This is a genomic window from Photobacterium proteolyticum (assembly GCF_001939735.1).
GTDB classification, from domain to species: domain Bacteria; phylum Pseudomonadota; class Gammaproteobacteria; order Enterobacterales; family Vibrionaceae; genus Photobacterium; species Photobacterium proteolyticum.
In genome coordinates, this window is sequence record NZ_MJIL01000050.1 from 78,563 (window position 1) to 91,671 (window position 13,109).

Genomic DNA, 13,109 nt, shown 5'->3' on the forward strand with positions numbered 1-13,109 from the left:
TTCAAACTATATACCCAAAGCTGTTGAAAAGGCGCGATACAGGGCGCTTTCCCGGAAATAAAAAAGCCTCCGCGAGGGAGGCTTTAGGGCGATTCAGAGTACAGGCTTAAGCAAGTTTTTGCTTAATGAACTCAACAACGTCAGTAACAGCAACACCTTCTTTGGTGCCGGCACGACGGTCTTTGTATTCCATCTCGCCGTTTTCCAGGCTGCGGTTACCGATAACGATAGTATGTGGGATACCAATTAGTTCATGATCGGCAAACATCACTCCCGGACGCTCTTTACGGTCATCGAACAGTACTTCGATACCTGCTTTAGTCAGTTCAGCATATAGCTTTTCAGCTGCTTCTTTTACTTCAGCAGATTTAGCCATGTTCATCGGTACGATAGACACCTGGAACGGTGCAATTGCACTCGGCCAGATAATACCGTTTTCGTCGTTGTTCTGCTCGATGGCAGCAGCAACTACACGGGTACAGCCGATACCGTAACAGCCCATTTCCATAATGGTGTTTTTGCCATCAGGGCCAAGAACCGCCGCGTTCATCGACTTGGAGTAGTTGTTACCCAACTGGAAGATGTGACCCACTTCGATACCGCGTTTTAGCAGCAGGGTACCCTGGCCGCATGGGCTTGGATCGCCCTCAACCACGTTACGCAGATCTTCAACCTGACCCAGCTCAACGTCACGACCCCAGTTGATACCAAAGTAGTGCTTGTCGTCGATGTTGGCACCGGCACCAAAGTCACTCATTACCGCCACGCTGCGGTCTACGATGAATGGTACAGGCAGGTTGACAGGACCCAGAGAGCCAGGACCGGCATTCACCAGGCCGCGAATCTCTTCTTCAGTGGCAAACTCAAGCGGAGCCGCAACGCAAGACAGGTTCTCGGCCTTGATTTCGTTCAGCTCATGATCGCCGCGGATGATCAGTGCTACCAAGTCGGCATCCACTTCTTCCGAGGCTTTAACGAACAGGGTTTTCACTGTTTTTTCGATAGCGATGCCGTGTTGCTCGACAAGCTCGGCGATTGTTTTCGCATCTGGTGTATCAACCAACGTCATCTCAGCTGTTGGTGCTGCACGTTCTGTTGTCGGCGCCAGCGCTTCAGCTTTTTCGATGTTAGCCGCGTAGTCAGACTCGGTAGAGAAGGCAATCAAGTCTTCACCGCTTTCGGCCAGTACGTGGAACTCGTGAGAGCCAGAACCACCGATAGAACCTGTATCGGCCAATACCGGGCGGAAGTCCAGCCCCATGCGGCTGAATACGTTGCAATAAGCCTGGTGCATTGTCTCGTATGTTTCTACCAGGCTTTCTTTGTCCAGGTGGAAAGAGTAGGCATCTTTCATGATGAACTCACGTGAGCGCATTACACCAAAACGCGGGCGAACTTCGTCACGGAATTTAGTCTGGATCTGGTACAGGTTCAGCGGAAGCTGCTTGTAAGATTTTACTTCGTTGCGAACCATGTCCGTGATCACTTCCTCGTGAGTCGGACCTAGTACAAACGGTCGGTCGTGACGGTCAGCGATACGTAGCAGCTCGGGACCGAATTTGTCCCAGCGACCTGTTTCTTCCCATAGTTCAGAGGGCTGAACCACGGGCATTAACGTTTCGACTGCACCGGCATTGTTCATTTCTTCACGAACAATATTTTCGACCTTACGCAGAACACGCAGACCTGTAGGTAGCCAGGTATAAAGACCTGAAGCCAGCTTACGGATCATACCTGCACGTAGCATCAGCTGGTGGCTGATAACTTCTGCGTCGTTTGGAGTCTCCTTCAGCGTTGAAAGAAGATATTTACTGGTACGCATTGATGGTATCCGTTGGTTGATATGAATTTGATAAGTAATGGGGACATCCCCGGCCGCCTACAGTGGCGGTAACCGTATATACTACCAGCCATTTGGCTGTTCGCCAAAAGGAACAGGCTGCCGTGCGCTTAATCTTTTCTATTTGCCACAGGCTTGTCCAGCGCGGTGACGGTGACTTTCTCGTCGTCAACGGTGAACTTAACATTGTAGTTGAATAAGTGGACACCATACTCTTTGCTGTCCGGTTTGCCCTTTTTGTAGGCCGGGCGCGGATCCTGCGCCAGCACCTCTTCAATCACGGCCCGTTGCCTTGCCAGCTGTTTTCCTGTCAGCTGCGATTCGGCCCGGGCGGTGAACGTCACAGAGAGTGTGTCAGGCTCTTCGTCGGCAAACCCGCCGGTAGCCAGAGGCAAGCTGTCTGAGTAGGGGATATAGGGCTTGATATCGATAATTGGGGTACCATCGACCAGATCGACCCCACCGAGCTCAATCACGATATCTTTGCCATCTTGGCGAATGCCCTTGAACTCAACGGCTGACATGCCAATTCCGTTAGGCCGGAAGGTTGCCCGGCTGGCAAAAACCCCGATACGTTCATTACCGCCAAGGCGGGGAGGGCGGACCGTCGGTCGCCAGCCAGCTTCCAGATTCTGATCAAACAAGAATAACAGCCAGAGATGGCTGAACTGTTCAAGGCCGCGTACCGCTTCGAGTGCATTGGCCTCCCCACGCAGGACGATTTCCGAGCGTGCGCTCGGTACCAAGCCGGGCTGGCGCGGAACGGCAAACTTTTCTTTGTAAGGGGAGCGAATAATACCGATTGGCTCAATTTGATATGACATCTGAATAACGCCTTTTCTCTGATAGCGCAGAACATACCATAAAAAAGGACTTGACCTGAATATGAGAATTGTTATCAAATGATATGTTATAACATATCGTAATCTATGATTGATACAGTAACCGCCAGATGAGGATTGCAAAATGAAACCAGGTATCCACCCCGAGTATCGAACCGTTGTATTTCATGATACGAGCGTTGATAAGTACTTCCTGGTGGGGTCAACGCTAAAAACGGATAAGACAATTACCTGGAAAGATGGCCAGGAATATCCCTATTACACTCTGGACGTCTCTTCAGAGTCCCATCCGTTTTACACCGGCAAGCAGCGTGTGATCAGCACCGAAGGGCGAATGGCTAACTTTAGCCGCCGATTCGGGAAGTTTGGTGCGAAGAAGGAAAAGTAGGAAGGAAAGTACAATGAAAGTATTAAGCTCGCTGAAAAGTGCAAAGGCCCGTCATCGTGACTGTCAGATTGTAAAACGCCGGGGGCGTGTGTATGTGATCTGCAAGTCCAACCCAAGGTTTAAGGCCGTGCAGGGAAAGGTGAAGAAAAAATAGTGCCGATGGGGAAAATCAATCCCTCGATTGGGGCGCATATTCATCGTCGACATAAAGCAAAGAGGCTTCCCGAATTGGGAAGCCTCTTTAATATTTCCAGGAGTTTTGGAAAAGGGCTTACCAGCCTTTAACAACGCCACCCTGGAAGATTTCTTGTGCTGCGGTATATACCGCCTCTGACTGATAGGCTTTGACGAATGTCTGCACGTTTTCGGCACTGACATTATCTTCGCGGGCAACAATCAGGTTAACGTATGGTGATTCTTTGTCTTCAACAAATACACCGTCGCGCTCTGGTGTCAGGTTGATGCTGCTGGCATAAGTAGTGTTAATGATTGCCAGTGCTACATCGTCAAGAGAGCGAGGCAGTTGCGCGGCTTCCAGCTCGACAATTTTCAGGTTCTTCGGGCTTTCGATGATATCCAGTACCGTTGCTGTCAGGCCGGCACCTTCTTTCAGTTTCAGCAGACCTTGTTGTTCAAGTAGTAGCAGCGAGCGGCCAAGGTTTGTCGGGTCGTTTGGTACGGCAATCTGATCGCCGTCTTTTAGCTCGTCGATAGATTTGATTTTGCTTGAGTAGGCAGCAATCGGGTAGACAAAAGTGTTACCGGCAATGGCAAATTTATATCCCTGATCCGTAACTTGCTGATCCAGGTATGGCTTGTGCTGGAAGGCATTGATATCGATAGAGCCGTCTTCCAGTGCTGCGTTAGGCGAGATGTAATCGGTAAACGTGATCAGTTCGACATCCAGGCCATATTTGTCCTTGGCCTCTTTGGCAGCCACTTCCGCTACCTGTGCTTCTGCACCTGCCATCACCCCAATTTTAATCTTGCTGTTATCGACTGCGGTTTCTTTCTCACCACAACCGGTTAATACAAGTGCTGATGCCAGGCCGGCGACGGCAAAAAGATTCTTAAGATTAAACGCCATGTAACTTCTCCTTAAAGCGGGGTTTTCCGTAATACTAGATGGTAATTATTAGTTAATGTTTTTTTCTGTTTAGCGGTGGTCGACACGCTTGACCAAATGGTCGCCAGCCGACTGAATGATTTGTACCAGGATCACCAGCATCACTACGGTGATCATCATGACGGTGCCATCGAAGCGCTGGTAGCCGTAACGGATACCGACATCGCCCAGACCACCGCCGCCGACGGTACCGGCCATAGCCGAGTAGCTGACTAGCGTAACCAGGGTAATGGTGGCTGCATTGATGATGCCCGGCAGCGCTTCCGGCAGCAGGACTTTGTTGATGATCTGGCGTGGCGTCGCGCCCATTGCCTGAGCCGCTTCAACCAACCCTGTCGGTACTTCCAGCAGTGCGCCTTCGACCAAGCGGGCAATAAAAGGTATTGCGCCAACTGTTAGCGGGACAATAGCTGCTGCAGTGCCTATAGAGCTGCCGACGACAAAACGGGTAAACGGGATAATGGCAACCAGTAGAATGATAAACGGGATTGAGCGGCCAATATTGGTGATTGTTCCCAGGAGCTTGTTCAGCGCCTTGTTCTCTAGCAAGCCGCCATCTTTGGTCAGATGGAGGGCAACACCGGCAGGAATGCCGATCACAAAGCCAATCAGACCGGAAGCAAAAACCATTACCAGTGTTTCGCCCAGAGCATCAATCAGCAGGTAGGTCAGGCGTTCGTTGGCTTGCCACCAGGTAGTAATAGACTCAAGCAACATAACCCAATACCTCTACATTAACTTTGTGATCACGAAGGAAAGCAATGGCTTGTTCTGCGGCCTGCTCTGTTCCAAATAGCTCGGCCAGCATCAGGCCGAATTTCACACCACCTGCATAGTCCATATCTGAGCTTAGAATGCTGATATCAATATTGAACTCACGGGCAACCTGGCTGATCAGCGGGGCGTCAACCGATGCGCCGGTGAACTCAAGGCGTACTAACGGGTAGCTGTTTTCGATGCGTGTATCGACCAGGCGTGACTTGTAGTCTTCGGGGATCGATAAATCCAGTGTCGAGCGGATGAAGTTGCGCGCCAGTTCTGTTTTGGGATGGGCAAATATTTCGCCGACCGGGCCTTTTTCAACCAGCTCGCCGTCACCAATAATAGCCACTTCGGCACAGATGCTTTTAACCACGTCCATTTCGTGGGTGATCAGCAAGATAGTGAGATTAAGCTTGCGATTGATTTCTTTTAGCAGTTCGAGAATAGATTGAGTGGTCGCCGGATCCAGGGCGCTGGTTGCTTCATCGCAGAGCAGAACCTTGGGGTCGGACGCCAGTGCCCGGGCAATGGCCACTCGCTGCTTTTGGCCGCCACTTAAATTCGATGGGTAGGACTCGCTCTTGTCGGCCAGTCCAACCAGTTTCAGCAGCTCGTTGACCTTGGCTTTGATCTCGGCTTTTGTGCTACCGGCAAGTTCCAGCGGCAGGGCAATATTGTCAAAAACGGTACGGGAAGAAAGCAGGTTAAAATGCTGGAAGATCATCCCGATTTTTCGACGGGCCAGTGTCAGTTCCTGGTTGGAAAGCTGAGTGAGATCGATACCGTCAACGATAACATGGCCGTTGGTTGGTTTTTCCAGTAGGTTGACGCAGCGGATAAGGGTGCTTTTTCCTGCACCGGAAGACCCTATAACGCCGAAGATGGTGCCTTGCTCAATGGTAAGATTGATATCACGCAGCGCGTTGATTTCCTTCTCCCCCTGATAGAACACTTTATTTACTCTGTTTATTTCTATCATCGAACTTCCTAAACCGAATACCTGCTGCCTTGGCAATTTTTACAAGGCTAAAAGCTTGTAAACACTGGTATATCGTAATGCTATTTGTTGTATTTACTTTGTCATTGTTTTGTGCGAAAAGTGTTTATCAATCGCATCTGTTGTTGATGCTAGGGTGTCTAGACGGCTAAGTCAATAGATATTTTTACGTCTAGACGTCCAAATGGCTTTGTGGCTATAAGATAAACAGATGAATCCCAGCCGTAGCCATGCGATAATTTGCCTTAATATATATAGACAGAGGGCTGACTTTTGGCCAAACCAGCAGTTTTTATCGATCGTGACGGCGTGATTAATGTCGATCATGGTTATGTTCATACCGTTGATGATTTTGAATACGTTGAAGGTGTATTCGAAGCATGTAAGAAATTCAAAGACATGGGATATCTGCTTGTGCTGGTGACCAACCAGGCCGGTATTGCCCGTGGTATGTACACCGAAGATGAATTCCTGACTCTGACCGAATGGATGGACTGGAACTTCGTCGATAACGGTGTGGAGTTTGACGGTATCTATTACTGCCCTCATCACCCGACAGAAGGTAAGGGTGATTACCTGCAAGACTGTGAATGTCGCAAGCCAAAACCTGGTATGTTTATCTCTGCCCGTGATTTCTTGAAAATCGATATGGCAAATTCGGTCATGATTGGCGATAAAGCCGATGACATGAAAGCCGCGGGTGCTGCCGAGGTGGGAACCAAGATACTGGTTCGCTCCGGTAAGCCTGTGACCGAAGAAGGTGAAGCGCTGGCCAGCGTGGTACTGGACAGTGTGGCCGATGTCCCGGCGTGGCTGGCTGCTCGGTAATGCCGAACTTTTGATAGTCTCCCTAAATGGAAGGTCGCAGTCGCGGCCTTTTTTAATGCCTGCAATATGGCCTCGTTTATGTTGCCGGTGACCGCCTGTCTACTCTCATTGTGTTGATTGAAAAGCTGAAATCTCTCCTTGCTGCTATCTTTTAAATATTAGGGAGCATTACTCGCACGCAGTCAGACAAGGAGTTAGTCGATACATGCTGTCGTATTTCTTGCATCGTATGGCCTTGGTAATACCGACGTTTCTTGGCATAACCGTCCTCATTTTTGCCATTACCCGTCTGGTGCCGGGCGGGCCGGTCGAGCGAATGCTGGCCAATATGCAATTTCAGGGCGACGGCGCTTCGGCGATGACCACGGCGGGTGGAAGCTCAGCGTTGTCGGACGATCAACTGGCCCAGCTGAATGCCTTTTACGGTTTGGATAAACCGGTTCATCAGGCCTACTGGGATTGGCTCAGCAAGCTGGTGCAATTGGATCTTGGCGAATCAACCCGGTATTACGAGCCGGTCACCGAGATGATTGCCGAAAGACTGCCTGTCTCGCTCTTTTATGGCGGGATGACGTTTTTTATCAGCTATTTTATTTCCATCCCGCTGGGTTACTACAAAGCGGTGAAGCATGGTTCGGCCTTTGATTCCGGCTCTTCTATTTTAATTTTTATTGGCTATGCCTTACCGGGCTATGTGGTTGGTGTCCTGCTTATTACCCTTTTCAGTTATCACCTGGAATGGTTTCCGATGGGCGGCTTTGTGGGCGATGATTTCGAGGACTACGAGACGTTTGCGGAAAAGGCCTCTGATCTTCTCTGGCATGCCATCCTGCCGCTGATTTGCTACTTAATCGGTGACTTCGCCACCCTGACAATGACGATGAAAAACAACCTGATGGAGAACCTGTCGTCAGACTATATCCGTACGGCCATCGCCAAGGGGCTGCCTTTCCGGACGGCGGTACGTCGCCATGCGCTTCGTAACAGCCTTATCCCGATCGCCAGCCACTTTGGCAACTCGTTGCTTTTCTTTATGACAGGATCGTTTTTGATCGAGGTGATCTTCAATATCGACGGGATCGGTCTGCTTGGTTATGAATCGATCATGCAGCGTGATTACCCTGTTGTGATGGGGATTGTCGCGATTAATGCAGCGATGCTGATGGTTGGCAATATCCTGTCGGATATCTGTGTCGCGCTGGCTGATCCGCGAGTGCGGTTTGGAGCGTGACCAATGAGATTGAACCCCCTGACCCTCAAGAAAATAAGGCGTTTCAAAGCCATAAAGCGCGGGTACTGGTCTTTTGTCGTGTTGTCGCTGTTGCTGGTGATGTCCCTGTTTGCCGAATTGCTTATCAACAGCAAGGCATTGGTTGTCAGGTATAACGGTGAATTTACCTTTCCGGTGTTTAGTGCCGTGAAGTCGGGAACGGACTATGGCCTCGGCTATAGCAATGAGCCGGATTATCAGGCGATGAGCCTGGCATTTTCAGCTCAGGGTAGCGATAACTTTGTCCTCATGCCGATTGTTCCATGGAACCCCTACGAGCAGGATTTCAGCGGCGATTATCCACCGACAGCACCGAGTTTTGAAAACAGGCACTTTCTCGGCACTGATGTGATAGGCCGCGATATTCTTGCGCGTCTGGTTTATGGCTTCAGAACCGCGATGGGGTTTGCGCTTTTGACGATGACCATTTCCTATGCCATCGGAACGGCGGTGGGCTGCGCCATGGGGTTCTGGGGCGGTAAATTTGATTTGTTTGTCCAGCGTCTGATTGAAGTGTGGTCAATGGTACCGTTCCTGTACGTCATCATGATTCTGGTGTCGATCACACAGCCCACCTTTACCTTGTTTGTTGCCATCAATGTGTTGTTCGGCTGGATGGGCATGACCTGGTACATGAGAACGATGACCTACAAGGAATCGGCGCGCGAGTATGTCCTGGCGGCCAAAGCGCTGGGGGCCTCAACGGCCCGGATCATCTTTCATCATATTCTTCCTAATACCATGGTGATGATAGTGACGCTGGCCCCGTTTACGATTGCTGCCAATATCACGGCGTTAACGGCACTGGATTATTTGGGGCTAGGGCTTATGCCGCCCACGCCGAGTTGGGGTGAATTGCTTCAGCAGGGCAAATCAAACCTGGATTCGCCCTGGATTGTTACCTCGGTGGTGACGGCAATTGTGCTGGTATTGATCATGGTGACTTTCATCGGGGAGGCGATACGCGCGGCCTTCGATCCCAAGAAGTTCACTCGTTATATTTAATGACCGCTAACTCAGGATGTGAAAATGGATAAGAGTATAAAGCTTTCCTTATTGTCAGTTCTCATGGGGTTGAGCTGTGTAGCGAATGCAACGAACACGGCTGATGGCGTTAATGCCAGCGAGTTACCCGAAGGGTTGGTGTGGATATCAAATATGAACGAGCCGCTGTTTGCCTCGGAGCAGGCGAAACGAGGCGGCACCTTCAGATCGTTTATGGCGAGCTTTCCGCAAACATTACGCAGTGTCGGCCCGGATGCCAATTCAGGGTTGAGGCATTATTTTATGGACGGCATGCCCAAGCTGGCGGCCAGACACCCTAACACCGGAAAGTGGATCCCCCAACTTGCTGAGTCATGGGCATTTGGCAGCGATTACAAAACGGTCTATTTCAAACTCAATCCAGAGGCAAAGTGGTCTGATGGCGAGCCTGTTACTGCCGATGACTATTTGTTTATGCTGAAATACTACCGTTCGAAAGACATCATTGATCCCTGGTATAACGATTTCTTTACCAACACTATCGATACCGTCATTAAATATGATGATCATACTATTGCGATTATTGCCAAGGCGGCCAAGAGCAATGACGAGTTGATGGTTATGATTAACTTACCCAGTAATGGACTCCAGCCGCGTCCCGAGCACTTCTTTAAGCCTGACACCGATAAGAATCAGGATGGCATCGACGATAATTTTGTTCGCAAATATAACTTCAGGAGCGAACCGACAACGGGGGCGTATTATCTCGACAGTGTCAAAAAGGGAAAAAGCGTTACCTTCAGGCATGTCGGTAAGGATTGGTGGGGGTATGGGAACCGCTATTATCAGAATCGGTACAATGTCGATAAGATCCGGCTTCGCGTGATCCGGGATAATGACATCGCCCGCAAGCACTTTGAAAAAGGTGACTTGGATACCTTTGGCCTTGTATTGCCGCACCTTTGGCATGATAAATCGGCCAGCCAGCCTTACCAGAAAGGGTATATCCATAAATTCTGGGGCTATAACCAGGTTGCCCAAGGTGCTGGTGGCCTATGGATAAATACGGCAAAGCCTTTGCTGGACAATATTGAAGTTCGCAAAGGGTTAACGTATGCGACTGACTTTGACGGGATGATCAAAAATGTGCTGCGAGGAGACTACGTCCGTAAGCCCCATGGACTTGGTTTTGGCCATGGCGAATATGATCGCGGGGATAATAAGCCGCCTGGGTTCAATCCGCAGCTGGCCGCAGAGCTTTTTGCCAAAGCCGGTTTCGAGACAATTGGCCCCGATGGTATTCGCGTCAATAGTCAGGGGCTGCGGCTGAGTTTTGCGGTGACTTATGGCTACTCTGTCTGGTCACCGCGTATTGCCTATTTAAAAGAGCAAGCGAAGCAGGCTGGCCTGGAATTGACCCTGAATCTGGTCGATGGCTCGGCAGCGTTTAAATATATTCTGGAAAAGAAACACGATCTTGCCTTCTTGAATATGGCAGGAGGGGAGATCCCGGCATATTGGGAATATCTTCATTCCAAGAATGTGAAGCCCCAAACCAACAATCATGCCAATTACAGCTCACCGGCACTTGATGAGCAGATTGACGCCTTCAAAGTCGAGTTTGATGTCAGTAAGCGGTATCAGATCTCACATACGATCCAGAAAATGGTGACTGACGCCTTTATTATTGTCCCTGGCTATATGGTGCCCTATACCCGAGAGGCCCATTGGCGCTGGATACGATACCCGGTGCCGGGAATGACAAAAAAAACGGAATCCATGTTTTATCCGGTCGAGCTTGGTACGTTTTGGATTGATACAGATATTAAAAAAGAAACCAAGGCGGCAATGAAAAAAGGTCGTGCCTTTGAGCCCGTGACGGTGATTGACGATACTTACAAGCTGTAACGGGCCAAGCAGAGACGGTGAAAGGAGAACCCGCATGTCATCAGAGGCTATTTTAAGTGTCAGGGATCTTGAAACAGAATTTATGACTGATGATGGGACTTCAAAGATCCTGCACGGGGTCAGTTTTGATGTGCATAAAGGACGGACGCTTGGCTTGGTTGGCGAGTCGGGCTGTGGAAAAAGCGTGACCGCATTGTCGGTTCTGGGACTACTTCCCAAACCCTATGGCTATGTAACAGGCGGTAAGGTGTTGTATCGAGGCACTGATTTATTGCTGCTGCCGGTAACCGAAATGTATGCCATGCGGGGAAACCGCATTTCTATTATTTTCCAGGACCCGATGACAGCGTTAAATCCGGTGTATTCCGTCGGTAAGCAGCTTAACGAGGTGCTTGAGCTGCACCGCCCTGAGCTGAACAAGAAAGACAGAATGGCTTATGCGCTGGAGATGCTCAATAAGGTACGTATTCCGATGCCGGATAAGAGGTTGAAGGAGTACCCACATAACTTATCTGGTGGGATGAGGCAGCGGGTGATGATAGCCATGGCCTTGGCCTGTAAGCCTGACATTCTCATTTGTGATGAACCGACGACGGCGCTTGATGTGACGGTACAGGCCCAGATCCTTGACTTGATGATTGCATTGCAGGAAGAAACCGAGATGGCAATGATCTTCATTACACATGATTTGGGTGTCGTTGCTGAAATCTGTGATGACGTGGCGGTAATGTATGACGGGCGCATTGTCGAACAAGCCAACGTTTATGACTTGTTTGACTGCCCTCAGCACCCCTATACCGAGCGGCTGCTGGGGCTGATGCCAAGTCTCAATAACGAGCCGAAGCAGCCGATAGAAATTAAACCGATCGATCCCGAACTGTTTCCGGAGTTCAAGGGGTAGGCAAAGGGTATTTATATGGATGAAATCCTCCGTATTGAAGGACTCAAGCAACATTTCGTCTCTGGAAAAGGGATCTTCAAATCTGGATATGTCGTTAAAGCTGTTGATGGTGTCTCTTTTTCAGTCGCAAGGGGAGAGACCCTTGGCTTAGTCGGTGAGTCTGGTTGTGGGAAAAGCACATTGGGGCGAACCATCCTCAAGCTGTATGAGCCGACTGAAGGCAAGATCTACTTTGAGGAGCTGGATATTACGGCTTACTCGGTTAAAAAGATGCGCCCGCTTCGTAAAGACATGCAAATCGTCTTTCAAGATCCAATGGAGTCCCTTAACCAGCGTCATACTGTTGGTATGATTTTGGAAGAGCCCTTTATCATTCATAATATCGGCACCCCGAAACAGCGCAAAAAATGGGTAAAAGAGCTACTTGTTAAAGTTGAGCTGTCAGAAAGTGCAGCCCTTCGTTACCCGCATGAGTTTTCAGGTGGGCAGCGCCAGCGTATTGGCATAGCCCGTGCGATTGCATTGAAACCCAAATTGCTGATTTGCGACGAATCAGTTTCTGCCTTGGATGTATCGGTGCAGGCACAGATCCTGAATTTGCTGCTCGAGCTACAACAAGAGATGGATTTAGCCATGATTTTCATCTCCCATGATTTGTCAGTGGTCAAGAATATCTCGGACCGCGTTGCGGTGATGTATCAAGGAAAAATCGTTGAGCTTGGCGGGGTAAAAGAGATCTATGAATCGCCCCAGGCGGATTACACCAAAACTTTATTAGCTGCAATTCCTGTCACTCACCCAAGAGAACGCACCCGAAAAAAGCCTGTCAGAGTGAATGAACACGTAGCCTGATGATGAAAAGCGCCCGGGGCGTGTTTTTTCTGTGCTTAAAGTGGCCGGAATTTTCACTTTTGACTAAAGTTTGTACGGTTGATCGTTTGTGTGTGATTTTTTTTAAAATCGCGCTTGCCAACACGATCGAACTCTCTATAATGCGTCTCCGTTGTCACGACAAAGCACTGATTCAGAGCGGTCGTGATTAACATTGTTCTTTAACAATTTGACCATGCAATCTGTGTGGGCACTCGTGAAATGAATAGTCGAAAAGATTATATCAATGAAACTGAGTGACCAATTGATACTTCGGTATCAGCACAGTCAATTCATTCATTACTTCGGTAGTGAATTAACAGTATTCATTGAGCCGTTACTTCGGTAACAACAAAACTTTAATTGAAGAGTTTGATCATGGCTCAGATTGAA

At 49.4% G+C, this 13,109-nt stretch carries 13 protein-coding genes; 8 read left to right on the forward strand and 5 right to left on the reverse strand.

The window, feature by feature from the left end; all coding sequences use genetic code 11:
- Positions 1 to 106: 106 nt before the first annotated feature.
- Together BIT28_RS06025 and tsaA are read right to left on the reverse strand one after the other, a co-directional pair.
- Positions 107 to 1,822 (reverse strand): proline--tRNA ligase, encoded by a 1,716-nt coding sequence (locus BIT28_RS06025; protein WP_075762739.1) that lies wholly within the window; start codon positions 1,820 to 1,822, stop codon positions 107 to 109.
- 128 nt (positions 1,823 to 1,950) lie between these two features.
- Positions 1,951 to 2,664, reverse strand: a complete 714-nt coding sequence (gene tsaA / locus BIT28_RS06030; protein WP_075762740.1) for a tRNA (N6-threonylcarbamoyladenosine(37)-N6)-methyltransferase TrmO — start codon at positions 2,662 to 2,664, stop codon at positions 1,951 to 1,953.
- Between the two features lie 142 nt (positions 2,665 to 2,806).
- Between tsaA and BIT28_RS06035 the strand changes: the two genes are divergently transcribed.
- Both BIT28_RS06035 and ykgO read left to right on the forward strand, forming a co-directional pair.
- Positions 2,807 to 3,070: a type B 50S ribosomal protein L31 gene (locus tag BIT28_RS06035; protein ID WP_075762741.1), complete on the forward strand. Its 264-nt coding sequence runs from the start codon at positions 2,807 to 2,809 to the stop codon at positions 3,068 to 3,070.
- Between the two features lie 13 nt (positions 3,071 to 3,083).
- A complete protein-coding gene (gene ykgO / locus BIT28_RS06040; protein WP_075762742.1) occupies positions 3,084 to 3,224 on the forward strand; it encodes a type B 50S ribosomal protein L36 in 141 nt (46 codons plus the stop codon).
- Between the two features lie 117 nt (positions 3,225 to 3,341).
- Here the strand turns inward: ykgO and BIT28_RS06045 are convergent, their stop codons facing one another.
- The 3 genes from BIT28_RS06045 to metN form a co-directional block, all read right to left on the reverse strand.
- Entirely contained in the window at positions 3,342 to 4,157 is an 816-nt protein-coding gene (locus BIT28_RS06045) for a MetQ/NlpA family lipoprotein (protein WP_075762743.1), read from the reverse strand.
- A gap of 69 nt (positions 4,158 to 4,226) precedes the next feature.
- The gene (locus BIT28_RS06050; protein WP_075762744.1) at positions 4,227 to 4,913 is read right to left on the reverse strand and encodes a methionine ABC transporter permease; all 687 of its coding nucleotides are present in this window, start codon (positions 4,911 to 4,913) and stop codon (positions 4,227 to 4,229) included.
- Positions 4,903 to 5,937 carry a methionine ABC transporter ATP-binding protein MetN gene (metN, locus tag BIT28_RS06055; RefSeq protein ID WP_075762745.1) on the reverse strand — a complete coding sequence of 345 codons (1,035 nt, stop codon included), beginning with the start codon at positions 5,935 to 5,937 and terminating at the stop codon, positions 4,903 to 4,905. Before metN ends, BIT28_RS06050 begins: the two co-directional genes overlap by 11 nt.
- Positions 5,938 to 6,228: 291 nt before the next feature.
- Between metN and gmhB the strand changes: the two genes are divergently transcribed.
- From gmhB to BIT28_RS06085, 6 genes are all read left to right on the forward strand, one after another.
- Positions 6,229 to 6,783 carry a D-glycero-beta-D-manno-heptose 1,7-bisphosphate 7-phosphatase gene (gmhB, locus tag BIT28_RS06060; RefSeq protein ID WP_075762746.1) on the forward strand — a complete coding sequence of 185 codons (555 nt, stop codon included), beginning with the start codon at positions 6,229 to 6,231 and terminating at the stop codon, positions 6,781 to 6,783.
- A 205-nt stretch (positions 6,784 to 6,988) separates the two neighbouring features.
- Positions 6,989 to 8,014 carry an ABC transporter permease subunit gene (locus tag BIT28_RS06065; RefSeq protein WP_075762747.1) on the forward strand — a complete coding sequence of 342 codons (1,026 nt, stop codon included), beginning with the start codon at positions 6,989 to 6,991 and terminating at the stop codon, positions 8,012 to 8,014.
- A 3-nt stretch (positions 8,015 to 8,017) separates the two neighbouring features.
- A complete protein-coding gene (locus tag BIT28_RS06070) occupies positions 8,018 to 9,058 on the forward strand; it encodes an ABC transporter permease (protein ID WP_075762748.1) in 1,041 nt (346 codons plus the stop codon).
- A gap of 63 nt (positions 9,059 to 9,121) precedes the next feature.
- Positions 9,122 to 10,945, forward strand: coding sequence for an extracellular solute-binding protein (locus tag BIT28_RS06075; protein ID WP_075762755.1), 1,824 nt, complete (start codon positions 9,122 to 9,124; stop codon positions 10,943 to 10,945).
- Between the two features lie 34 nt (positions 10,946 to 10,979).
- A complete protein-coding gene (locus BIT28_RS06080) occupies positions 10,980 to 11,846 on the forward strand; it encodes an ABC transporter ATP-binding protein (protein ID WP_075762749.1) in 867 nt (288 codons plus the stop codon).
- A 15-nt stretch (positions 11,847 to 11,861) separates the two neighbouring features.
- Positions 11,862 to 12,698 (forward strand): ABC transporter ATP-binding protein, encoded by an 837-nt coding sequence (locus BIT28_RS06085; RefSeq protein ID WP_075762750.1) that lies wholly within the window; start codon positions 11,862 to 11,864, stop codon positions 12,696 to 12,698.
- Positions 12,699 to 13,109 lie beyond the last annotated feature (411 nt).

What these genes read in the sequence shown, in the direction of transcription:
- BIT28_RS06025 (WP_075762739.1), bottom strand. Translation starts at nt 1,822, where the DNA reads ATGCGTACCAGTAAATATCTTCTTTCAACGCTGAAGGAGACTCCAAAC.
- tsaA (WP_075762740.1), bottom strand. Translation starts at nt 2,664, where the DNA reads ATGTCATATCAAATTGAGCCAATCGGTATTATTCGCTCCCCTTACAAA.
- BIT28_RS06035 (WP_075762741.1), top strand. Translation starts at nt 2,807, where the DNA reads ATGAAACCAGGTATCCACCCCGAGTATCGAACCGTTGTATTTCATGAT.
- ykgO (WP_075762742.1), top strand. Translation starts at nt 3,084, where the DNA reads ATGAAAGTATTAAGCTCGCTGAAAAGTGCAAAGGCCCGTCATCGTGAC.
- BIT28_RS06045 (WP_075762743.1), bottom strand. Translation starts at nt 4,157, where the DNA reads ATGGCGTTTAATCTTAAGAATCTTTTTGCCGTCGCCGGCCTGGCATCA.
- BIT28_RS06050 (WP_075762744.1), bottom strand. Translation starts at nt 4,913, where the DNA reads ATGTTGCTTGAGTCTATTACTACCTGGTGGCAAGCCAACGAACGCCTG.
- metN (WP_075762745.1), bottom strand. Translation starts at nt 5,937, where the DNA reads ATGATAGAAATAAACAGAGTAAATAAAGTGTTCTATCAGGGGGAGAAG.
- BIT28_RS06065 (WP_075762747.1), top strand. Translation starts at nt 6,989, where the DNA reads ATGCTGTCGTATTTCTTGCATCGTATGGCCTTGGTAATACCGACGTTT.
- BIT28_RS06070 (WP_075762748.1), top strand. Translation starts at nt 8,018, where the DNA reads ATGAGATTGAACCCCCTGACCCTCAAGAAAATAAGGCGTTTCAAAGCC.
- BIT28_RS06075 (WP_075762755.1), top strand. Translation starts at nt 9,122, where the DNA reads ATGGGGTTGAGCTGTGTAGCGAATGCAACGAACACGGCTGATGGCGTT.
- BIT28_RS06080 (WP_075762749.1), top strand. Translation starts at nt 10,980, where the DNA reads ATGTCATCAGAGGCTATTTTAAGTGTCAGGGATCTTGAAACAGAATTT.
- BIT28_RS06085 (WP_075762750.1), top strand. Translation starts at nt 11,862, where the DNA reads ATGGATGAAATCCTCCGTATTGAAGGACTCAAGCAACATTTCGTCTCT.